Source organism: Vibrio tritonius (assembly GCF_001547935.1).
GTDB lineage: Bacteria > Pseudomonadota > Gammaproteobacteria > Enterobacterales > Vibrionaceae > Vibrio > Vibrio tritonius.
In genome coordinates, this window is sequence record NZ_AP014635.1 from 1,347,898 (window position 1) to 1,371,484 (window position 23,587).

The following is a 23,587-nucleotide window of genomic DNA, read 5'->3' on the forward strand; positions in this document are numbered from 1 at the left end:
CGATAAACCATTCGCAAGTGGTTAAGGACATTTGAATCAAATTATGGGTAAATCACTCGTTATCGTGGAGTCACCAGCCAAGGCCAAAACAATCAACAAATATCTTGGTAAAGACTTTATTGTAAAGTCTAGTGTCGGTCATGTCCGCGATCTGCCAACTGCTGGTCAAAGTAGCACTGCCACGAAAAAGGCGGCACCACAGTCGACCAAAAATCTCAGTGCCGAGGAAAAAGCTCGCCTGAAAAAAGAAAAAGAAAAATCTGCTCTGATAAAAAAAATGGGTATCGACCCATACAATGGCTGGGATGCAAATTATCAAATTCTCCCGGGCAAAGAGAAGGTGGTTTCTGAACTGAAGAAATTGGCGAAAGACGCAGACAGCGTTTATCTCGCAACCGACTTGGACCGCGAGGGAGAAGCCATCGCTTGGCACCTTCGTGAGATCATCGGTGGCGATGAAGAGCGATATAAACGTGTTGTGTTTAACGAAATTACCAAGAGTGCGATTCAGCAGGCCTTTAAACAGCCAGGTGAACTGAACATGGATGGCGTGAATGCTCAGCAGGCACGTCGTTTCATGGACCGCGTTGTGGGTTTCATGGTATCCCCTCTGCTATGGAAAAAGGTAGCGAGAGGCTTGTCTGCAGGCCGTGTTCAGTCCGTTGCCGTTAAGCTACTTGTTGAACGTGAACGCGAAATCAAAGCGTTCGTGCCGGAAGAATTCTGGGACATTAATGCGGATACGAAAACCGCAGCGAAAGAAGATTTTCGTTTGTTGGTGGCACAAAAAAATGGCACTGCTTTTAAGCCTTCTAACGAGCAAGAAACCATGGCCGCAGTGGCGACTTTGGAAAAAGCACGTTACGAAGTGTGTAAGCGCGAAGATCGTCCTACCAGCAGCAAACCAAGTGCACCGTTTATCACGTCAACGCTACAACAAGCGGCAAGTACCCGTCTAGGTTATGGCGTTAAGAAAACCATGATGTTAGCTCAACGTTTGTACGAGGGCGGTTACATCACTTATATGCGTACCGACTCTACTAACTTGAGTAAAGAGGCAGTAGAAGCAGTACGTAGCTTTATTCAAGACGAATTTGGTGACAATTACTTACCAAGTAAGCCAAACGTGTATGGCAGTAAAGAAAACGCACAAGAGGCACACGAAGCGATTCGTCCTTCTAGCGTTGATGTCAAATCAGATGATCTACAAGGTATGGATGCTGATGCGCACAAACTTTATGCGTTGATTTGGAATCAATTTGTCGCATGTCAGATGACGCCAGCACAGTACGATTCAACCACGGTGAGTGTAAAAGCCGCTGAGTTTACTTTAAAAGCGAAAGGTCGCATTTTGAAGTTTGATGGTTGGACTCGTGTACAGCGTCCATTGGGTAAAAACGAAGACCAGATTCTGCCAGCAGTAAAAGTCGGTGATGAGCTTTCTTTGACTGCGCTAGACCCTAAACAGCACTTCACTAAGCCGCCAGCACGTTTTACCGAAGCTGCATTGGTGAAAGAGTTGGAAAAACGTGGTATTGGGCGTCCGTCAACTTACGCATCGATCATTTCAACTATTCAAGACCGTGGTTATGTGAAAGTCGAACAGCGCCGTTTCTATGCTGAGAAAATGGGCGAAATCGTGACTGACCGTCTCGATGAAAGCTTTGAAGACTTAATGAACTACGACTTTACCGCGCGTATGGAACAAAAACTGGACCAAATCGCAGAAGGTGAAACGAGTTGGAAAGGGGTTTTGGATAACTTCTTTAACGATTTTAGCCATAACCTCGAACAAGCAGAGCAAGATGAAGAACACGGCGGAATGAAGCCAAACCACATGGTTGAAACCGACATTCACTGTCCTACGTGTGATCGTCCTATGGTGATTCGTACGGCTTCAACAGGTGTGTTCCTTGGTTGTTCTGGTTACGCATTACCGCCAAAAGAACGTTGTAAAACGACCATCAACCTCGGTGATGAAGATGGTGTGATCAATGTTCTTGAAGAAGATGTTGAAACCGCAGCTCTACGCGCTAAAAAACGTTGCCCGATTTGTAGTACGGCAATGGATGCTTACCTAATTGACGATAAGCGCAAACTTCACGTTTGTGGTAATAACCCTAACTGTGATGGTTATATCGTTGAAAAAGGGGAGTTTAAAGTTAAAGGCTATGATGGCCCTATTGTTGAGTGTGATAAGTGTGGTTCGGATATGGAGCTGCGCAATGGTCGCTTCGGTAAGTACATGGCATGTACTAACGAAGAGTGTACTAATACGCGTAAGATACTGAAAAACGGTGAAGTTGCTCCACCAAAAGAGGACCCTGTCCACTTCCCTGAATTACCTTGTACTCAGTCTGATGCGTATTTTGTATTACGCGATGGTGCTTCTGGCTTATTTATGGCTGCAAGTAACTTCCCTAAATCTCGCGAAACTCGCGCGCCATTAGTTGAAGAGCTAGCACGCTTTAAAGATCGTCTTCCAGCGAAGTTCCAATATCTGGCAGATGCGCCGAGTCACGATCCCGATGGCGAGCCTGCAGTGGTTCGTTTTAGTCGTAAATCGAAAGAGCATTATGTACGTACCGAGCATGATGGTAAGCCAAGTGGTTGGACAGCATTGTGTGTCGATGGTAAATGGGAAATCACCGATAAACGTAAGAAAAAATAGGATTTTCTACTCGTTCAATGAAAAGGCAGCCCAAGTGGCTGCCTTTTATTTTGTTGCCTACCTCTCAAATTTGAATGGCACTCGTTAAAGTTTTGTTAAATGAGTGCAGTTTTGTTCTCATTATTCAATATGTTGACTATGTTTTCTATAGTGCCTCAGTGTCGGCACAACAAGCTAATGGTTGAGCGTATATCATCAATAGTGAAATATATTCAGTAAGTTAGCTGAGTAATTTCTTATTAGAGTGTACCTATTGCGTGACCTTTAGGTTAGTAATGAATGGAGTAAAAGCTCTAATATGTTAAAAGCAAGATATGAGGACCTGCCGGTGTTATGCATTCGCCAAAGTGAATGTCACGAGGAAATTCGCTGTTGGGTCGCCATTCAAGACGGATAACATTTGCGGAAAACACACCGTGCGATTGGGGTGTTTGAATCCTTTGAATGACATGTCTTCATAGTTTGATGCATTAATGTGCGGTATAAATTCCTGTAGTGCCTTGTGTCTGGTCAGTTGGGGAGCATCGAGCACTATGAGTATAAATAACGGAGAATAATGAATGGCTGGTGTACTGGGAATGATTTTGGCGGGAGGTGAAGGGACTCGCTTGATGCCTTTAACTGCCTCTCGGAGTAAACCAGCTGTCCCATTTGGGGGCAGCTATCGATTGATTGATTTTGCTTTAAATAACTTTGTTAACGCGGACCTAATGCGCATTTATGTGCTCACTCAGTTCAAATCGCAATCCTTATTTATGCACATGAAAAAAGGGTGGAATGTTGCCGGAATTACTGACCGCTACATTGATCCAGTTCCGGCGCAGATGCGGGATGGTAAACGCTGGTATGAAGGAACTGCAGACGCGATTTACCAAAATATCCGTTTTATTGAAGTCGCAGCACCTGACGAAGTTTGTATTTTCGGCTCTGACCATATTTATAAAATGGATATTCGTCAAATGCTCGATTTTCATCGTCGTAAAGAGGCGCAACTTACCGTCTCAGCATTGCGCATGCCGATTGAAAAAGCGTCGCAGTTTGGAGTGATAGAGGTCGATACTGAAGGCCAAATGATTGGCTTTGAAGAGAAACCTGCGCACCCTAAATGCATTCCGGGAGAACCAGAATGGGCCATGGTGTCGATGGGGAACTACATTTTTGACGCTTGTGCTCTTTATCGTGAGTTACGAGAAGATGCTGATAACAAAAACTCTACCCACGATTTTGGCAAAGATGTTATACCTAAAATGTATCCGCAAGGTGGCGTGTATGTATATGATTTCTCGACTAATGTTATCAAGGGTGAGCGTAAAGAAACCTATTGGCGTGATGTCGGTACGATAGAATCGTACTGGGAAGCTCATATGGATTTGCTCGATAAGGAACCCGCGTTTTCACTGTACAACCGCAGTTGGCCATTGCATACCTATTATCCTCCACTACCTCCAGCAACATTTATCGATGTTGATGATACAAAGGTAAAAATTACCGACAGTTTGGTCTCGGGAGGCAGTTATATCCAAGGCGCTAACATTTACAAATCCGTTTTAGGTTATCGCAGTAATATTGGTGCTGGTTCTTGTATTAGTGAATCTGTTATCTTAGGTGATGTGAAAATTGGTGCAGGGTGTACGATCAAGCGAACCATCATTGATAAAAACGTTGAGATCGCCCCTGGTACTGTTATCGGTGAAAATATCGAGTTGGATAAACAACGTTTTCATGTTTCACCGTCTGGAATAGTTGTAATTGCTAAAGGAACAAAAGTTGGATTCTAAAATGGAGCACATGAATGTGTGGTTCGCCGTTTCAGAAGCCCAAGGGTTGGTCAAAAGTGGTGGCCTTGCCGATGTGGCGAAGGCCCTACCTAAAGCGCTCCAGGAATTAGGACATCAGGTAGCCATTGTGCTACCTGCTTATCGTAAGATTCCCGATAAAAACGCCTTACCCGTGGTATTGGAAACAGAACTTACACATTGGCCACACACTCACTATTTAGTGAGAAAAACAGAACTGGATGGTGTCTTAGTTTATTTAATTGATTGTGATGCCTATTTTGACCGTCCAGAGCTTTATGCAGAGCAAAACCAAGCGTATGCAGACAATGGCGAGCGATTTAGTTTCTTCTCCGCCGCATGTTTGGATGTGTTACCCAAACTTGATATTCATCCGGACATCATACATGCCAACGATTGGCATACCGGATTAATCCCTTTCTTACTGAAGACTCGTTATCGTTATGACGGTTTTTTTGAAGGCGTGAAAAGCGTTCTCACGGTACATAACGCCATTTTTAAAGGGATTTTTTCTTATCATGAGCTAGAGGTAGTACCTGAACTCAATCTTACGGGAATGGAGTTTCTCCGGTATGGCGTTGATCACGTGAGTATGCTGCGTGCGGGCATTGCATACGCAGATAAGATTAACGCCGTTAGCCCTAACTATGCGTGTGAGCTGCTTACACCATTAGGTTCTCATGGGTTGGTGGATGACTTTGTAAGGCGTGCCCGTGATTTACACGGCATAGTTAACGGTTGTGACTATAGTGAATGGGATCCGAAAACCGATCACTACTTGCCAGTGAATTATAGTGCTGAGGCGGATTCTCTACGCCAAGGTAAAAAGGCAAGTAAGCATGCGTTGCAGAAAGAACTGGGGTTACCGGTTAAAGAATTACCCATGTTTGGCATGGTGTGTCGTTTAACGCACCAAAAAGGTTTTCACTACTTACTGCCTATTATTGAACTGTTCTTACGTAACGATGTGCAATTGGTAATAGTCGGAACCGGTGAACCAGAAGTGGCGAGCCGTTTGCATTCATTAATGGCAGCTTACCCTGATAAATTTGCTTTTGTTGAGGCCTACGATAATAAGCTCGCGCACTGGGTTGAGGCGGGTTCGGATTTCTTCTTAATGCCGTCTGAGTTTGAAGCGTGTGGTTTAAACCAGATCTACAGCATGGCTTATGGTACATTGCCAATTGTAAGGGAAGTGGGGGGCTTGAAAGACACTGTCATGGATTATGACAAGTATCCGCAAGAAGCAACCGGATTTGGCTTTTTAGAGCCTTCTGCACAAGCTTTGCTGATTACTATGCAACGCGCTTTACTGTTCTACCTGCAAAATCCAGACGAATTTCTTGCTGTTCAGCAAAGAGCGATGGGGAAAGACTTCAGTTGGCATGAGTCTGCGTTGGAATACACCAAAATGTATCGATTGGCCGTCTTTGCCTAAGTTCGTTTGTTGTCTGACAACCGTATCATAATGACCTCTTAAGGCAGGATTTAGAGCGGCATCAATAAATACAGGTCAAGCTCAATAGCGAAAGAAAGGGCAATTCCCTTTCAACCTGAGTATATATACCCAAATGACCTCAAGATGCAGACTTCAGAGCTTCATCAACGAGCACAGGTTAAGCTCAATGACGGCAGGAATGGTCATTCCCTTTCAACGTCATTGGGCGCAGAGATGGGCTTGTTGATGAGCTCCCAAAGGGCGAGTTGTATTCGCTCCTATGCTGCGTTACCGATTTTCTACGTAGAATAACTAGGTATTCAAATCGGTGCCTTGCCTATGAGCGAATACATTCTCGCTGAAACCGCATCTTGAGGTTACTTGGGTATAAAGCCATATAACGTGTTTTATATGGCTTTTTTGTTACTTTGTTGCTGATGCTGTTACGTTGAGAAAAAGTTCAATGTAACAGCGCACAAAGCGAATGAATCTCTGTTTGGCATCATCCCTGTTTATGGTAGGCTAGCGCCGATTTGACCACAGTAGAGCGCTACATGACCCATCATCTTCTTTATCATAAGGTTTATCCTCATCCTAATAGCTCACAATGGGTGGTGTTTGTGCATGGTGCTGGTGGCAGTTCATCATTGTGGTTTAAGCAAATCAAGGCCTATAAACGCCATTTCAATTTACTGCTCATCGATTTACGTGGTCATGGTCAATCAAGCCAATTAGTCAAAGAGTGGATAACGCATCCTTATACTTTTGATGCCGTTGCTCAAGACGTGCTCAATGTCTTGCATCATTGTCAGATACCCAAAGCACATTTTGTTGCCATGTCTCTGGGAACCATTATCGTCCGAAAAACCTCAGAGCTTGCGCCAGATGTTGTGCAATCCATGGTATTAGGTGGGGCGGTAATTCGTTTTGACCTTCGTTCTCAGTTATTAGTCACCCTAGGCCGCTGGTCAAAGCATCTTATACCCTATATGTGGCTCTATCGGCTCTTTGCCTACATCGTTATGCCGAGTCGTTTACAGAAAGAGTCACGCCATCTTTTTGTTCGTGAAGCGAAGAAGTTGTGTCAAAAAGAGTTTAAACGCTGGTATCGGCTCACTGCAGAAGTGAACCCTTTTATGCGTTACTTTCGTGAGAAAGATGAGTCCATTCCTACACTCTATCTTATGGGGGATAGGGATTATCTTTTCTTGTCGCAGGTTAGAGAGATCGTGATGATACATCAAAAGAGTCAACTGATTGAACTTACCAATTGTGGTCATGTTTGTAACATCGAACAGGCAGAGCGATTTAATCATCACTCAATTCGTTTTATTCAGGGTTGCTTGAATTAATAGCGCTGTTAGTCAGTAAGTTATCGCCATCTATACCCAAATGACCTCAAGATGCAGACTTCAGAGCTTCATCAACGAGCACAGGTCAAGCTCAATGACGGCAGGAATGATCATTCCCTTTCAACGTCATTGGGCGCAGAAATGGGCTTGTTGATGAGCTCCCAACGGGCGAGTTGTATTCGCTCCTATGCTGCGTTACCGATTTTCTACGTAGAATAACTAGGTATTCAAATCGGTGCCTTGCCTATGAGCGAATACATTCTCGCTGAAACAGCATCTTGAGGTTACTTGGGTATATGAGACAACAGAGTACGGCGGTGTTGTCTCATGGATGTAATCACATATCCTCTCATCGGCCTAGACTTATCTTACATCGCCTAAGCACATGCGTGATGACCTAATTCAGGCTGGCACATCACACATATGTGAGATTCAAAACTAAACGACAAATATACCCATCACCAATTCGCTAAAACAGCATCTTGAGATGACTTGGGTATGACTAAATCACTGCTTTTCTATTGTCACTCCATTTTAATGATGAATGAAAAATTAATGATGAAATAGTCAGTGTTCACCAAACCAAACAACGCATATGGATGTGAAGTTGGGCTCGCAGTACAGTTATTACTATGTCTCGGATTTTGGGGGCACCACTATAGTAACGTGATTTGTCATTAAGAAAATGCTGAAATGGAATGCGGACTAATGTTGTCCTACTGATGGACGAAAAAATGCCTACTTTTATGACAGGCAAAAAAAAGCACCCACTAAAGTGAGTGCTTTCGTTACTCTTACTAGCTAATCTTCTACAAGCGTTGCATTAACTCATCGCGGCGATTCTGAGGAATCACTGACCAATGCTTCCCTTCAATTGCGCCTTCTAGAGCCCAAAGAAGTTCAATGCTTACATCATTAGAGTGAGTCTGCTGTATCGCTTTATACGCTTCTACAGAGCCTTTCTCATGAAGCTCTTCAACCGATTCGATACCTGCTTTACGCAACATACGTTCTGTTGCTAGACGTAAATTAGGTAAGTCTTTCAATCGGTTAGGTTTTGCTTGAGCTTGAGTTTTACGCTCTTGCTTAGCAATAACCAAAGCTTCTTTTGCTTCTTTCAGGATTTTTTCTGGGGCTTCCCAGAAGTTGTCTGGAAGAGCAAAGTATTTAGTAACCACTGGGAAACCACGTTTTTTGTAAACGTAAGGTTCTAAGCCTTGCTGCTTGTATTTTTCTGAACAATTATCATCTGCTCGGATGTGAAGTTTGTCATTAACAACCAATGCAAACATTGTGTCGTCAACAAAAATTCCAAATCCGCCGAACATTGAACGAGATTTTACGCGTCCTAAGTTTTCAAACAGACGCATTGAGTCTTTTAATATTGGTTTATCCATGCCTTTAGTCTCGGTGTATTAACAATACGCCACCAAAATCAGGTCCGAGAATGTAGCAAAAGAATGCAAAGATTGTGTCAGTAAGAAGTTAACGTCTTATATGCATTTTTGCCATCGGTAACCCCGCTACCTACCCAGAGCCAGAAAATACCATCTAAGGGTTTAGGCCGGAGGCTTTGCGTCCCACCTTTTCAGATGGTTTGCCCTGTACGTGACATTTCGTTCACTAGAGTAATCTTAAACTTGAATATAAATCACAAAAAAATTCGCCTAATGTGATGTCGGTCCAAAAAATCACTGTATTTTTAATAACCGACATTTTCATCAATAAGATTGTGTCTCAAAAGTGAAAATATAATGTAACACTATGATATTAAAGTTTTTTTACGGTATTTCGTGCGACAAGTTCAGGGTGCATCTCAAAAATGCGACGATCATGTGCTTTGTTTTTGATCCTTTCTAGTAGGATCTCAAAGGCATTTTTACCCACACGACGTTTTGGTTGGTGAATGGTCGTCAGTGGTGGAGAGAAATACTCAGAAAGCTCGATATTATCGTAACCTACGACAGAAATATCATCAGGCACTTTCACGCCTTTTTGTTGTAATCGACTCATTAAACCCAGTGCCATGGTGTCGTTAAAACAGAATACCGCGGTTGGTTTGTGATCCATCGCAAGAATTTTATCTGCAGCGAGCACGGCTGTATCACATTCGAAGTTGCCTTCCAAAATCCAATCTTCATTGACGGGCAGGTTGGCTTCTGCCATTGCCCGACGAAAACCAACAATGCGTTCTCTACACGCCATTTTAGAAAAATGACCGCTTAAACACGCGATGTCTTTGTGACCATTATCGATGAGGTGTTTAGTGGCAATGTAGCCACCTTCTTCTGAGTTATCCATAATGGTGTCGGCTTGAGAATCCTCAAGACCCCAGTCCATAATGACTTTTGGAATGTCTGAGTGACCTTCGAGCATTTCCATTAGTTCTGGAGTCATGTCTGAACACATCACCAAAATGCCATCAACGCGCTTTTCTGCCAGCATGCGAACATAGTCGCGTTGTTTTTCATAAATACCGCCAGTATTACACAAGATCAGTGTATAACCTTGGCGATAGCAGTAGCTTTCCACACCATCAATGACTTCAGAGAAAAACTGGTTAGTTGATTGAGTCACCAACATACCAATCGTGCGAGTCGTGTTGCATTTCAAACTACGAGCGACCGCGCTAGGGGCATAGTTGAGCTCTTTTACCGCTGCCAACACTTTCTCTTGTGTTGCTTCGGCTACGAAACGGGTTTTGTTAATTACGTGTGATACAGTGGTGGTTGACACGCCAGCAATGCGTGCAACATCTTTTATAGTCGCCATTGGTTGTTCCCATCGATATCTGCTGACAAGGACAAAGATTTACAGTATTGACCACTTCAACAGGTGTTGATTCGATATGTTAGTGAAGCTTAAAAGTAGTAAAAACACAAAAACCGCTTCATAACAGCGGTTTAAGTAAAATTTCTATAGATTATCGTTTGCGCTATCGATTTTAGACTGCTATCGAACTGCCCGCAATGAAAAATTCATCTTAGTTTGATATCAAGCGTTTTCTCATTGTGTTACGTAAGAAGGGCAGAGTTTCTCGTTAGATGACTGAGGATGCACGCATAATTTGCTCTAATTGACCACGTGAATGTGAAGGCGCGGCTTTAGTTTTAGCATCTTGAGGATATACCCAAGTAACCTCAAGATGCTGTTTCAGCGAGAATGTATTCGCTCATAGGCAAGGCACCGATTTGAATACCTAGTTATTCTACGTAGAAAATCGGTAACGTAGCATAGAAGCGAATACAACTCGCCCTTTGGGAGCTCATCAACAAGCCCATCTCTGCGCCCAATGACGTTGAAAGGGAATGACCATTCCTGCCGTCATTGAGCTTGACCTGTGCTCGTTGATGAAGCTCTGAAGTCTGCATCTTGAGGTCATTTGGGTATAAAAGTATAAAGGCCAATAGATAAACTGGCTCTCAGTTATCTATACCTCGGTTTTGGTCACAATTACGTTTAATAAAAATCATTAAATTTATTAAATGAACTTAACGAATAGAAATGAATATTATTTCCTTATTCAGAAAATAAATGAGTAACAATGTGACAAAAAAGAAGTCAAATTTTTACAATTTTGAGAAATGGAAATAAAGTCTTTTATTTCGATTGTTCAAATAAAGCAAAATGTTATCGAAGCTTGTTTTGAATCAATAAAGCATCAGGTTTTAAGTATGTACTCTAGAATTGTGACCATCTATGAATAGAATGAATAGGGATTTAATTTAGCGGAATAAAGTGACGTCTATGAGTTATCACTTATTAGTCGTAGAAAGCGACAGAGACACCCGAGTGACTTTGGTCGATTATTTTAAACGAGAGGGCTACCAGATTTCTGTCGCGGATACAGGCGCAGAAATGCGGGAGGTTTTACGTCAGCAGGCTATTGATTTGGTGCTGATGGAAACCAATCTTCAATTTGATGACAGCCTTATGTTAACTCGTGAATTACGCAGTCATTCAGATGTCGGTATTATTCTCATTAATGGTAGAGAAGACAGTATAGATAGAATTATTGGCTTGGAAATGGGAGCTGATGATTATATTGCAAGACCGTTTGAGCTAAGAGAAATATTAGCGAGAGTGAAAAATTTAACTTGGCGAGTATCTAATTGTCGTTCTGGTTCACTCGAAACTAATTCAAGCAATCAACTTCTCCATTTTGGAGAATGGTCGTTTGATATACAACGCCGAGCTTTAAGTCTCAATGGCGAGCCTATTAAATTGACGAAAGCAGAGTACGAATTACTCGTGGCATTAACCTCTAATCCACACCAAGTTCTTAGTCGCGAGGCAATTTTAGATATGATCAGTCATCGGGTTGATGCACCAAATGATCGGACGATCGATGTATTGATTCGTCGACTGCGTTCAAAGATGGAGCTAGACCCTAAAACGCCGCAGATTATTGTAACGGTCCATGGGGAAGGTTACATGTTTGCTGGAAGTTAAAGGCCTGTTCGCTGACTCCAGTCAATAATAAAATGCCAGCACTGAGTGCTGGCATTTTGCTAAACAATGGTTCCCAAACATGCTCTTGTTTTGATAGTCAGGCGAAGTTATTCGCACTGAACCAACAGCTTGAGTTTGCTTGGGGATAGAGATTATTGTTGAGATGGGTCATCAACAGTAATGGCATGCTTGCTGCCTTGTGCAGCTTCATAACCGGTCACCCAGTCACGTAGTACTTGCCAAATGTGCCCCATGGTTTCATACCAATAACGCTCCGTTTGCTCCAAATAACGTGCTTTAGGCGCGTATTTTTCCCAAGGTTGATAGATGTGTTTTTGCGCCAGAAAGTTAGTTGGTGCGGGCATCGGGTTTAATCCCGCCGAGCGAAACTCGTAAAGAGCCCGTTCCATATGAGAAGCAGATGTAACTAAAACCAGTTTTTTCTGCTGTACAAAGGCCGCAGCTTGGCGCGCCTCTTCCCAAGTATCTTTAGCGGTTTCAAGTAAAATGATTTCAGATTTTGGCACACCAAGTGCAAGTGCAACCTGTGCGAGCATCCTCGCATGGCTGAATTCACTGCCACCAGAATAGCCAGATAAAATTAACTTGGAACCTGGATACATACGCATAATCCGAATGCCCTCAGTGAGGCGCACAAGAGCGGTACGGCTTAACTCCGATGTGGGTGGGATTTGATCATCCACAACATGACCACTGCCAAGCACCATGACGTAGTCGATGGATTGGTCAGTAGGTAAAAACACCGTGTATTGGCGCTCAAGCGGCATCAAAAGCCGGGATGAAATTGGTTGAAACGAAATCAAAAATAGCCCACACAACGAGAAGAGGACGATAAAGCAACCACTCTTACGTTTTGCAGTAAACATGATCAATGATAAACCTATGAATCCAATGATCAGCAATGCTGGCAGTGGCATAAATAGGGAAGAAATGATTTTTTTCAGCTCAAACATATACAAAATAGCCCGAAAAAACAGCACTTGAGAGTAAAAACAACGAAACTCTCTTTATTCCTGCCATTCCTATGACAGAATAGCGGTACGTTCCGTTATCATAACTCAAGCTGCCGTGACTAAAGATCGCAATTTCGACGATATTGCCCACAAATTTGCAAAAAACATCTATGGCTCAGACAAAGGTGAAATTCGCCAAGTCATTGTTTGGGAAGACATAGAGCAATTGTTAACTCATTTTGCTACCGCTGACAAGCCTTTGCATATTTTAGATGCTGGTGGCGGATTAGCACAAATGTCGCAAAAAATAGCCCAACTGGGGCATAAGGTAACATTATGTGATCTCTCTTCTGAAATGCTACGCCTGGCTGAGTCGGATATTGAAAAAAACGGCCTGCTTGAGCAGTATCAGCTGGTTCATGCTCCAGTTCAGGAGATCCAAAATCATTTGGATGGGCCAGTTGATATCCTAATGTTCCATGCTGTGATGGAGTGGTTAGAAGAACCTAGAGCTGCACTGGAAAATTTGCTGAATCAAGTGAAACCGGGTGGCATGGTATCGATAATGTTCTATAACTACCACGGTTTGGTTTACAAAAACGCGGTGTGTGGAAATATTCCCCATATTCTCAACGGGATGCCACACAAAAAACGATTTAAATTACAGCCACAAAAAGGCTTACTGCCAGAATCTGTCTATGCTTGGATAGAAGAGGCTGGATATGAAATTTGTGGCCGATCTGGAATTCGTTGTTTTAGTGATTACATCGGTAACATGACAAACATGGGCGAATTCGATCATGACGATGTAGTGGCTTTAGAGCGGAAATTTTGCCGCCAAGAGCCTTACCTCTCATTAGGCCGATACATTCACGTATGGGCTAAGAAGCAATAACAACAGGAAAACGAATGAGTGAGTTGACTCATACTGCTGAAAAACAGCCAATCGATGAATTGGTTGGCTGGGTTAAACAGCATGATTTCTCACTGAACTTAACTTCTGAACGTCTGGCGTATTTAATCGCAATCTCCGTACTGAGTAGTGAACGTTTTGACGAAGAGTTAGGTGAAGGTGAGCTGCACGATGCATTCAAAATTGTCACCAAACTATTTGATAACACTGGCGAAGCATCAGCTTTTCGCGCCAATAACGCGATTAATGAATTGGTTGGCCAAAGATTAATCCGGCGTTTTACTAGTGAAGTCACCGATGGAGCCAGTATCTATCGTCTCTCTCCTTTGGCCATTGGTATCACCGATTACTACGTCCGCCACAGGCAGTTTTCGAAATTGAAACTGTCGATTCAGCTGTCGATGGTGGCCGATGAAATGGCCAAAGCGGTGAACGCTGCTAAACAGAGTGGAACTCCGACTGAATGGCGCAAGAACGTTTATGGCGTGCTGAAATACTCGGTTGGTGAAATCTTTGACCAAATTGATTTAAACCAGCGCGTGATGGACGAACAACAACACGCAGTGAAAGAGCAAATTGCAGAGCTACTGAATCAAGATTGGCGTGATGCCATCAGTAGTTGTGAGGCGCTACTATCTGAGACATCCAGCACTTTAAAAGAGCTGCAAGACACCTTGCAGGCGGCTGGGGACGAATTGCAAACCCAGATATTGGATATTCAAGAAACGGTATATGGTGATGACGAACTGGAGTTCATTGCCGAAACGCTATTTGCTTTGCAAATGAAGCTGGACCGTATCGTTAGCTGGGGGCAACAGACGATTGATTTGTGGATTGGTTACGATCGCCATGTGCACAAGTTTATCCGTACCGCGATTGATATGGATAAGAACCGCGCATTCAGTCAGCGTTTACGTCAGTCTGTTCATGATTTTTTCGACCAACCGTGGTTTCTTACTTATGCAGATGCAGAGCGGTTACGAGATTTACGTGACGAAGCCTTGATTCTGCGTGATGAAGAAGTGACAGGCTTGGTTCCGGATGAAGTCGAATATCAAGAATTTGAACGCATACATGATGAGTTGGCCGAGCGCGTTGGCGACATGCTTCAGCAGTATAAACAGCATAATCAGCCGATTGATTTAGGTATGGTGCTGCGTAATTACTTAGCGGAACATCCAAGCTCTCATCATTTTGATTTAGCCCGAATCGTGGTTGATCAGGCCGTGCGCCTGGGCTATTCAGAATCTGATTATCAAGCCATCCAGCCAGACTGGAAAGCGATCAATGAATTTGGTGCAAAGGTACAAGCGAATGTCATCGACCGATATTAATGAATTTATGCCAGTGAATCTGGCCAAAGCGATCGCTAATCCGCTCTTTCCTGAGTTGGATAGCCTATTGCGTGCTGGACGCCATATCGGCAGTGACGATATGGATAACCACGCATTTTTATGTGATTTTGAAAGCGAATTGGCACATTTTTACCAACGGTATAATACCGAGTTGGTTCGTGCTCCAGAGGGCTTTTTCTATTTACGTCCACGTTCCACCTCACTGATTAGCCGCAGTGTATTGTCTGAACTGGATATGCTGGTTGGAAAAGTATTGTGCTTTTTATACTTGAGCCCTGAGCGCTTAGCGCAAGAGGGGATTTTCTCCAACCAAGAGTTGTACGATGAACTGCTGCAACTTGCCGATGAACAAAAGCTAATGAAGTTAGTGACAAACCGTGCAACGGGCTCTGATTTAGACCGTGAAAAACTGTTTGAAAAGGTGCGCACTTCATTACGTCGTCTTCGTCGTCTTGGTATTATCATTCACGTGGGTGAAACCTCGAAATTCCGTATTTCTGAAGCGGTGTTCCGTTTTGGTGCTGATGTACGGGTAGGGGATGATATGCGTGACGCACAACTTCGCCTGATTCGAGATGGTGAAGCTGTGGTGTACCATGAAGAGCCCGCTCAGCCATCACTTCTTGATGAGTCAGACGAGCAAGATTACGACGAAAAAACAGAATTAGAAGGTGAAGCATGATTGAAAGAGGTAAGTATCAATCGCTGACCATGATCAACTGGAACGGTTTTTTTGCCCGTACCTTTGATATTGATAACTTAGTGACTACGCTATCTGGTGGTAACGGGGCAGGTAAATCAACCACGATGGCATCGTTTATCACCGCGTTGATTCCAGACCAATCGTTACTGCATTTTCGCAACACAACCGAAGCAGGTAGTTCTCAAGCGTCACGAGATAAAGGTTTGTACGGTAAGCTGCAACCTGGTACTTGTTATGCGGCGTTAGACGTTGTGAACTCCCGTAAGCAGCGTCTGCTGTTTGGTGTGAAGCTGCAACAAGTGGCCGGCCGTGATAAAAAGGTCGACATTAAACCTTTTGTTATCCAAGGCTTACCAAGCCACGTCAAACCAACGGATGTGTTGGTTGAGACTGTATCTGCTAACCAAGCGCGCGTACGTCAAATTAATGAAGTAAAAGAAGCGGTGGCTGAGATTGAAGGCGTAAGCTTTCGCACATTCAACTCTGTGGTGGAATACCATAGTCAAATGTTTGAATTCGGTGTTATTCCTAAGAAGCTGCGCAACAGCAGTGACCGTTCTAAGTTCTATCGTTTGATAGAAGCATCCCTGTATGGTGGTATTTCCAGTGCCATCACACGTTCGTTGCGTGATTACTTACTGCCGCAAAATGGTGGGGTAAAAAAAGCATTCCAAGATATGGAATCGGCGCTACGCGAAAACCGTATGACGTTGGAAGCGATTAAAACCACGCAAGCGGACCGTGACTTATTCAAACATCTGATTACGGAATCAACCAATTACGTGGCTGCTGACTATATGCGCCATGCGAATGACCGTCGCAATAAAGTCGATCAAACGCTTACTATGCGTTTAGAGCTATTTGAGACACGTAATGCATTAATTGAACATAACGATGTACTTAACCGCGTTCAAGAAGAATTAGCTCAGTTTGGTGACCAAGAAGGTGCTCTTGAGCAAGATTATCAAGGTGCTTCTGACCATCTACAATTGGTACAAAATGCCTTGCGTCAGCGAGAGAAAATCGAGCGCTATCAAGAAGATCTAGAAGAACTGAATGTTCGTCTAGAAGAGCAAATGATGGTAGTGGAAGAGGCGCAAGAGCGTCTGTTGATGGCCGAAGATCAAGCAACGGTTGCCGAAGAAGAGGTAGACAGCCTTAAATCGCAATTGGCGGACTATCAACAAGCATTAGATGTACAGCAAACCCGTGCGCTTCAATACCAACAGGCAGTTCAAGCTTTGGATAAAGCTCGTCAACTGCTTGGCAACGATGAGCTGACTATCGATGACGCCGTGGCTACGGTTACCGAACTCAAAAAGGCACAAGAGACTCAAACCTCAACGCTATTGGCGCTAAAACACCGTTTAGATATGTCTTCTGCTGCAGCAGAGCAGTTCGACAAGGCGTTTGCTCTTATTCGCAGTATCAAAGGCGATGTGGTTCGTGCTGATGCAGCAAGTGTGGCTCGTGATGTGCTTAATCAAGCACGAGAAGCAGGTCATATTGTCACGAACGAACAGCAATGGGTCGCGCAACAACGTGATCTCGCACGTCAAAAAGAGCAGCAGCAACAAGTTCGCCGCTTAATCAACGAATATCAGCAACAACATCATTTGAGTTTGACAGATGAGTTGACCGTTGAACAAGAGCGCGAGCGTCACAATGAATTGCTTGAACAGCTCGAAATTAATTCAGAACAACTGCGTGAAGAGCGCAGCACTCTGCGCCAGCAAGATCAAGAACTGCAAAGCGATGTGAACCGTCTTGAAGCACAAGCGCCGGCATGGATTAAAGCAAACGATGCGCTGGAAACATTGCGCGATCAAAGTGGCGCTGAACTGACGGATAGCCAGTCGGTGATGAGCCAGATGCAAATTGTGCTGGAAGAAGAGAAAAGCCTGTCGCTGGCGAAAGATAAATTGGCGCACCGACGTGATGAACTCGATAGTGAGATTGGGCGTTTGGCGTCTCCTGGTGGTTCAAATGATCCGCGTTTGAAAGGTCTTGCCGACTCATTAGGCGGTGTATTGCTATCGGAAATTTATGATGACATCACTATTTCTGATGCACCGTATTTTAGTGCCATGTATGGTCCAGCACGTCATGCGATTGTGGTTTCTGACCTCTCGGGTATCAAAGAGCGCTTGGTTGAATTGGATGATTGTCCTGAAGACTTATATCTCATTGAAGGTGATGTCGATGCCTTTGATGACAGCTCATTTGATGCTGAAGAGTTAGAAGGTGCGGTGTGCGTGCAGTTTAACGCGCGTCAAATGCGTTACTCTCGCTTACCAGAAATTCCATTGTTTGGTCGCGCTGCTCGTGAGCAACGTTTAGAGAAATTGCGTGACGAGCGAGAAGATGTGATAGAGCAGCATGCCAAGGCCGCTTTTGATGCACAGAAATTGCAGCGTCTGTATCAATCGTTTAATCAGTTTGTTGCTGAGCACATTCAGGTAGCGTTCCAAGCCGACCCTGAACAAGCCCTCACTAAAGTTCGCGAACGTCGTAATCAGGTATCACGCCAATTAGTTGAATTGGATAATCGCGATCAGCAGCAACGTTCTCAGCGTCAAATCAGCAAACAAGCATTAACAGCACTTGAACGAATTGCACCAAGCATGATGTTGGTGGAAGACGATACACTTGAAGCTCGTTTTGATGAGATGAGCGATAAACTTGCCCAGCTTGATACGGCAAAAGTGTTTATTCAAAAGCATGGTAAAGCGGTTAGCGAACTTGAGAAGATTGTTACTTCGCTGGATGCTGACCCTGAGCAGTTTGAAAATTTAGAGCAGGAATATCACGCAGCGGACCAAGCACTGCAAACACTAAAAACTCAGATTTTTGCTTTGTCTGATTTGGTTGAGCGTCGCCATTACTTTGCGTATTCCGATTCGGTAAGTTTACTGAGTCAAAGTAGTGAATTGAGTGAGCAACTGAAAGCGAAGCTCGCTCAAGCAGAAGGACAACGTACTCGCAGTCGTGATGCACTCAAGCAAGCACAAAATCAGATGAACCAGTACAACCAAGTATTGGCGTCTCTGAAGAGTTCGCATCAAGCAAAATTGGAAACGGTTCAAGAGTTTAAACTTGAACTGCAAGACCTTGGCGTGCAAGCGGACGAAAGTGCACTAGAGCGTGCTCAATACCGCCGTAACGAGCTGCAAGAGCGCTTACACGCGATGCGTAATCGTAAGAGTGAGTGCGAGCGCATCATGACCTCAACCGATATGGAAATGAAGTCATTAGCTAAGCGACTGAAAAAACTTGAAAAAGAGTATCGCGATCTTCGCACCTTTGTTGTAAACGCAAAAGCAGGTTGGTGTTCTGTATTGCGTTTGGCGCGTGAGAATGATGTTGAGCGTCGTCTGCATAAGCGTGAATTGGCTTACCTCTCTGCTGATGAACTGCGTTCAATGTCGGATAAATCGTTGGGAGCATTGCGTCTTGCCGTTGCTAACAACGACGATCTACGAGATGCACTGCGTCTTTCGGAAGATAATGCGCATCCAGAACGTAAGGTCTTGTTCTACATTGCGGTTTACCAACACTTACGTGAACGTATTCGTCAAGACATTATCCGTACCGACGATCCTGTTGAAGCGATTGAAGAGATGGAAGTGGAACTTGGTCGCTTAACAGAAGAGCTAACCCAACGCGAAAACCGTTTAGCTATTAGTTCAGAGTCCGTATCCAGCATCATTCGCAAAACGATTCAACGTGAACAAAACCGTATTCGTATGCTAAACCAAGGGTTATCGAACATCGGCTTTGGTCAAGTGAATGGGGTTCGTTTGAATGTGAAAGTTCGTGATAGCCATGAAACCTTGCTTTCTGGTCTATCGGACCAGCAAGATCAGCATCGTGATCTGTTTGAAAGTAGCCGTTATACCTTCTCAGAAGCGATGGCGAAATTGTTCCAACGTGTGAACCCACATATCGATATGGGCCAACGTTCACCGCAGGTACTGGGTGAAGAGCTGCTTGATTACCGTAACTACCTTGAACTCAGTATTGAGGTCAATCGTGGTTCTGATGGCTGGTTACAAGCGGAATCTGGCGCATTATCTACAGGTGAAGCGATTGGTACAGGTCAATCGATTCTTCTGATGGTGATTCAGAGCTGGGAAGAAGAGTCCCGTCGCCTCCGCAGTAAAGACATCGTTCCTTGTCGTTTATTGTTCTTGGATGAGGCGGCTCGTCTGGATGGTAAGTCGATTGCAACGTTGTTTGAACTGTGTGATCGCCTTGATATGCAATTGTTGATTGCAGCACCAGAAAATATCAGCCCAGAGAAAGGCACAACCTACAAGCTAGTGCGTAAAGTGTTTAAAGATCATGAGCACGTGCATGTGGTTGGACTTCGTGGTTTTGGTCAAGAGCCCAAAGATAAAACGCCTGAGCAAACCTTAGCTGAAGAGCTGTAAGGTCTTATTTGCTTATTATCTAAAAGCGCCTTTCAAGGCGCTTTTTTAATGCAGCCACACGAAAGGAAAGTAGGGAATGATCATCCCTTGTGTCATTGGGCGTAACCTGTGCTCATTGATAAAGTCCTGAATTCTGCATTTAAGGTCAGGTATAAAAAAGCCAGTCGTTGCGACTGGCTTTTATCGTTCTAGCGAGAGTGAACAATGCAATTAGAATTGATGTTCATCTACCGCGAATCGTTTGACTGAGTAAGCAACACGCTCAGCGGCAGAAGGGTAAATTAACGGCGTGCCTAAACTTTCAATATGTCGCAGTCGTGGCAATAAGCCAGCACCGTTAGCGATTTGAATGGCTAGCCCTGGGCGAGCGTTTAATTCAAGCACCATCGGCCCTTCTTTTTTATCCAAGACCATATCTGTCCCCATGTAGCCTAAGCTTGTCATTTCCCAAGCGCTGGCTGCTAGAGTTAGCAGGTTTTGCCATTGAGGTACTTGCAGTTCAATCAGCTCGCGACCTGTGTCTGGATGCACTGTAACAGGGCGGTTAAACTGTACTGCTTTTACCGCCTTACCCGTTCCAATATCAATGCCGACACCTACCGCACCCTGGTGCAAGTTTGCCTTGCCGTCTGAGGCTGAGGTTGAAAGACGCATCATCGCCATTACAGGATAACCTTTGAATACGATTATGCGAACGTCGGGCACACCCTCATAACTAAACCCGTCGAAACAGTCATCAAATTCAATGAGGTTTTCGATAACCGCCACATCATTCTTACCGCCTAGGGAAAATAGACCAGCAAGAATATTACTGATATGACGCTCTACATCACTGTTGTTAATACTGCTACCTGATGGTTTTGTGTATTCACCTTCTTTATGTGATGTCACCACTAAGATGCCTTTACCACCACTACCCCGAGCGGGTTTGATAACAAAGCCTGGCCAGTTTGCAACCATAGAGTGAATGTTTCTCACGTCCCCCTGGTTACTAATGACGCCGATCAATTTAGGTACAGTTGCACCAGCACGTTGAGCGATGAGCTTTGTTTTTAACTTATCATCCACCAGTGGGTATTTTGAGCGATCATTATATCGCCCAATATAGCTGTGGTTACGCTGGTTCATACCCATAATGCCTTTACGGCGAAGTTTGAACGGTGACGTATATTCAGAGAGCGAAAACAACATATTAATCATCCTCTGCTAATGGCTTAAAGCGACGTAGCTCTGAGATTCGGTAACCTGTGTATGTGCCAAGCAATAGGATAATAGCCATAACGACCAATTGCAGACCAATAAAGTTAAAGGTCAGGTGTTGTACATAGCCGTTAGTCATTGCAAGGTAAATAAGAATTGCGGTAAATAGTGAGCCGCCACCTTGCATCAACACCTCTTTGGTACCTTCTTCTTCCCAAAGAATCGACATACGTTCAATAGTCCATGACAAGATGATCATTGGGAAGAAAGTGATGGTTAGACCCTCTGTCAAACCAAGCTTGAATGCGACCACCGTAAACACAGAAATTATCAGAATAACGGCGATAATAACGGCCGATATTCGCGCAACCAGCAATAAGTTAAGCCGCGATAGGTAGCTACGGATAATCAAGCCTGTTCCCACAATGAGTAGGAACCCGATAATCCCGGTCATTAATTGGGTTTGCACAAATGCAACCGCAATCAGCACTGGCATAAACGTACCGGAGGTTTTTAGCCCGACAATCACACGAAGGAACACCACGATCAAAGCACCGATTGGCATCAGCATGATGGTTTTAAACATCGCTTGTTCTTCGAGTGGTAGGCTGTGAATTGATAGGTTGAGTAGCCCATCAGCCTCAACTTTACTTGATGTTGCTTGCTGAGGTGACACTTCTTCAGAGATCATACTGAAGTAAACTTGGCTATTTTGACCGCCGATAACGTCGAGTAATGAAACGTTGGACTCATCCCAGACCAATAGGTTTGGATGGGTTGGCTGTGTACCTGTTTCAGGATTAAATAGCTCCCATTTTTCACCATCCCACACTTGGTTCATCATTTGAATGGGCTGGCGTCGGCGGCCATCTTCTAAAGAAATAACCCCAACAACTTTGTTCTGAATGTTGGCGTACGAGAGCAATTTTTGCGTTGCTTCATATCGAGACATGTTATTGAGCAATAAAGATGCATTTTGGCTCTCTGGATCGTTGAGTGTTTTAATTAGCTCGCGTGTAAAGCTGACAGGATCTGCTGACAGTTTGTTTGCGCGATTAATTAATGCAACGGCAGCTGCTTCTTCTGGACCATCTAAGGTTGGTTTTTCAATTTCACCCGTGGGCGGAATAGGCGTTGAACGAGCTTGAGGATCGACCAAAAATTGTGTTTTGTAATAAATGGTTTGTGGTCCTTTAGCGTGGCGGATAGACCACTCTGCACGACGTCCTGAGTTGCTTGAAATGTACGAAACTCCGTAACCAGGCGAGGAAGCGGTTTCATTAATCAGCGTATAGCCATCCTGCGTCGCTGGAGCAGCAAGAGAGACTTTTACGGGCTTGTCCATCGCGTAAAATTCGATACGAGCTTCTAAATCCCATACCTGACGCGTTTCTCCGGGTGTCCACGGTACACCGTACTGCTGGTGACGCATAACACTGAGTGTTATTCCAGCTACAATCAGTAGCAATATGGAGATGTAAAACGGTACTTTAGATGTCATAAAAGACCTTTACTATTTAGTGTTTTCTTTATTGGCTTCTTTAACGCTGTCGGTATGAATGAATTTTTTGCTGACATCCACTACGGCAATGTCACGAATAAATTCTCTACCCAACAAAATAGGGTGGCTCATTTGTGAACGGTCTGCCAATGTAAATGGTGTTTTCTCATGAATATCACCTAGTTTCACCCATAATTCAATCACAGCGCGACGTTCTGCTTCTTCACTGTTCGCTTGACGAATACGAACATAACGTAAAATAGGCGCTTCAATCCACGGAGCATCTTTTGCGACCGTATCGCCTGCAGCGAGGTGGAAACGAACCCAATTCTTACTATTACGTTCAAATTCTTGAATATCTACGGCGTTAAGAGATGAGGTCGCGGCGCCTGTGTCGACACGAGCATCAAAGGTTTGATTGATGGTATCGATAGTGACTTTCTCTACTTCGCCTAACACCACTTCGTGTCGTGGTTTTTGTGGGGTGATTTTTAGTGGTGCCACACCATCAGCAGCTTGCTGAACGGCTAACTGTTGCTCAGTCTGCGAATCAATTTCGGAGGCCGTATGTTGCAGTAGTTTGACATGTTCTTGAAGCTTGATGACTTCTTTTTCTAGACTGTCGATATAGTCCATCTGATTACTAATTTGCAGTTCCAAATTGGTAAGATGATTGTCGATATTCGATTCTGAATGTTGGATGGCGGCGAGCGTAGCTTGATGATATTCATCACCGTTCATCATAGTGCAACCTGATAGCATGCTAAGAGCAATAACGGGTGCTATTCGCTTAAACATT

18 protein-coding genes and 1 riboswitch are annotated in these 23,587 nt (G+C 44.0%); of the genes, 11 read left to right on the forward strand and 7 right to left on the reverse strand.

All coding sequences use genetic code 11. The features are described from left to right. Positions 1–43: 43 nt before the first annotated feature. The 6 genes from topA to JCM16456_RS23595 all read left to right on the forward strand — a co-directional run bounded on the left by topA (position 44) and on the right by JCM16456_RS23595 (position 7,476). Positions 44–2,671 (forward strand): type I DNA topoisomerase, encoded by a 2,628-nt coding sequence (gene topA, locus JCM16456_RS06105; protein ID WP_068713349.1) that lies wholly within the window; start codon positions 44–46, stop codon positions 2,669–2,671. Between the two features lie 560 nt (positions 2,672–3,231). Continuing rightward, entirely contained in the window at positions 3,232–4,449 is a 1,218-nt protein-coding gene (gene glgC, locus JCM16456_RS06110) for a glucose-1-phosphate adenylyltransferase (RefSeq protein WP_068713351.1), read from the forward strand. A gap of 1 nt (position 4,450) precedes the next feature. Next, positions 4,451–5,905, forward strand: a complete 1,455-nt coding sequence (glgA, locus tag JCM16456_RS06115) for a glycogen synthase GlgA (protein ID WP_068713353.1) — start codon at positions 4,451–4,453, stop codon at positions 5,903–5,905. Positions 5,906–6,049: 144 nt separating this feature from the next. Next, positions 6,050–6,217: a hypothetical protein gene (locus tag JCM16456_RS23590; protein ID WP_156430428.1), complete on the forward strand. Its 168-nt coding sequence runs from the start codon at positions 6,050–6,052 to the stop codon at positions 6,215–6,217. Positions 6,218–6,459: 242 nt separating this feature from the next. Further along, on the forward strand, positions 6,460–7,257 hold the full coding sequence (locus JCM16456_RS06120; RefSeq protein ID WP_068713355.1) for an alpha/beta fold hydrolase: 798 nt from the start codon (positions 6,460–6,462) through the stop codon (positions 7,255–7,257). Positions 7,258–7,308: 51 nt separating this feature from the next. Further along, positions 7,309–7,476 carry a hypothetical protein gene (locus tag JCM16456_RS23595; protein WP_156430463.1) on the forward strand — a complete coding sequence of 56 codons (168 nt, stop codon included), beginning with the start codon at positions 7,309–7,311 and terminating at the stop codon, positions 7,474–7,476. Between the two features lie 590 nt (positions 7,477–8,066). On the opposite strand, the gene JCM16456_RS06125 is transcribed toward JCM16456_RS23595, so the two are convergent. From JCM16456_RS06125 to JCM16456_RS23600, 3 genes are all read right to left on the reverse strand, one after another. Further along, positions 8,067–8,654: a TfoX/Sxy family DNA transformation protein gene (locus JCM16456_RS06125; protein WP_068713357.1), complete on the reverse strand. Its 588-nt coding sequence runs from the start codon at positions 8,652–8,654 to the stop codon at positions 8,067–8,069. A gap of 113 nt (positions 8,655–8,767) precedes the next feature. Continuing rightward, positions 8,768–8,869, reverse strand: a riboswitch (cyclic di-GMP riboswitch). A 158-nt stretch (positions 8,870–9,027) separates the two neighbouring features. After that, complete coding sequence (gene purR, locus JCM16456_RS06130) at positions 9,028–10,029, reverse strand: HTH-type transcriptional repressor PurR (RefSeq protein WP_068713359.1); 1,002 nt, start codon at positions 10,027–10,029, stop codon at positions 9,028–9,030. Positions 10,030–10,460: 431 nt separating this feature from the next. After that, positions 10,461–10,628 carry a hypothetical protein gene (locus tag JCM16456_RS23600; RefSeq protein ID WP_156430464.1) on the reverse strand — a complete coding sequence of 56 codons (168 nt, stop codon included), beginning with the start codon at positions 10,626–10,628 and terminating at the stop codon, positions 10,461–10,463. Between the two features lie 376 nt (positions 10,629–11,004). Between JCM16456_RS23600 and torR the strand changes: the two genes are divergently transcribed. Then, entirely contained in the window at positions 11,005–11,709 is a 705-nt protein-coding gene (torR, locus tag JCM16456_RS06135) for a two-component system response regulator TorR (protein ID WP_068713361.1), read from the forward strand. 152 nt (positions 11,710–11,861) lie between these two features. On the opposite strand, the gene elyC is transcribed toward torR, so the two are convergent. Further along, complete coding sequence (gene elyC / locus JCM16456_RS06140; RefSeq protein ID WP_156430465.1) at positions 11,862–12,710, reverse strand: envelope biogenesis factor ElyC; 849 nt, start codon at positions 12,708–12,710, stop codon at positions 11,862–11,864. A gap of 88 nt (positions 12,711–12,798) precedes the next feature. On the opposite strand from elyC, the gene cmoM reads away from it, so the two are divergent. From cmoM to mukB, 4 genes are read left to right on the forward strand one after another with little or no spacing between them, the layout of a single operon-like run. Further along, positions 12,799–13,578, forward strand: coding sequence for a tRNA uridine 5-oxyacetic acid(34) methyltransferase CmoM (gene cmoM, locus JCM16456_RS06145; RefSeq protein ID WP_068713363.1), 780 nt, complete (start codon positions 12,799–12,801; stop codon positions 13,576–13,578). 14 nt (positions 13,579–13,592) lie between these two features. After that, the gene (gene mukF / locus JCM16456_RS06150) at positions 13,593–14,930 is read left to right on the forward strand and encodes a chromosome partition protein MukF (protein ID WP_068713365.1); all 1,338 of its coding nucleotides are present in this window, start codon (positions 13,593–13,595) and stop codon (positions 14,928–14,930) included. After that, positions 14,911–15,633, forward strand: a complete 723-nt coding sequence (mukE, locus tag JCM16456_RS06155; RefSeq protein WP_068713367.1) for a chromosome partition protein MukE — start codon at positions 14,911–14,913, stop codon at positions 15,631–15,633. The genes mukF and mukE overlap by 20 nt, the downstream gene beginning before the upstream one ends. Continuing rightward, positions 15,630–20,087 carry a chromosome partition protein MukB gene (gene mukB / locus JCM16456_RS06160; RefSeq protein ID WP_068713368.1) on the forward strand — a complete coding sequence of 1,486 codons (4,458 nt, stop codon included), beginning with the start codon at positions 15,630–15,632 and terminating at the stop codon, positions 20,085–20,087. Before mukE ends, mukB begins: the two co-directional genes overlap by 4 nt. Before the next feature lie 210 nt (positions 20,088–20,297). On the opposite strand, the gene JCM16456_RS06165 is transcribed toward mukB, so the two are convergent. The 3 genes from JCM16456_RS06165 to JCM16456_RS06175 are packed head-to-tail and all read right to left on the reverse strand — an operon-like array spanning position 20,298 to position 23,586. Next, complete coding sequence (locus JCM16456_RS06165; RefSeq protein WP_068713371.1) at positions 20,298–21,278, reverse strand: alpha-L-glutamate ligase-like protein; 981 nt, start codon at positions 21,276–21,278, stop codon at positions 20,298–20,300. Position 21,279: 1 nt separating this feature from the next. Beyond that, complete coding sequence (locus JCM16456_RS06170) at positions 21,280–22,788, reverse strand: inactive transglutaminase family protein (RefSeq protein WP_068713372.1); 1,509 nt, start codon at positions 22,786–22,788, stop codon at positions 21,280–21,282. Between the two features lie 12 nt (positions 22,789–22,800). Beyond that, positions 22,801–23,586, reverse strand: a complete 786-nt coding sequence (locus JCM16456_RS06175) for an ATP-dependent zinc protease family protein (protein ID WP_068713374.1) — start codon at positions 23,584–23,586, stop codon at positions 22,801–22,803. Position 23,587 lies beyond the last annotated feature (1 nt).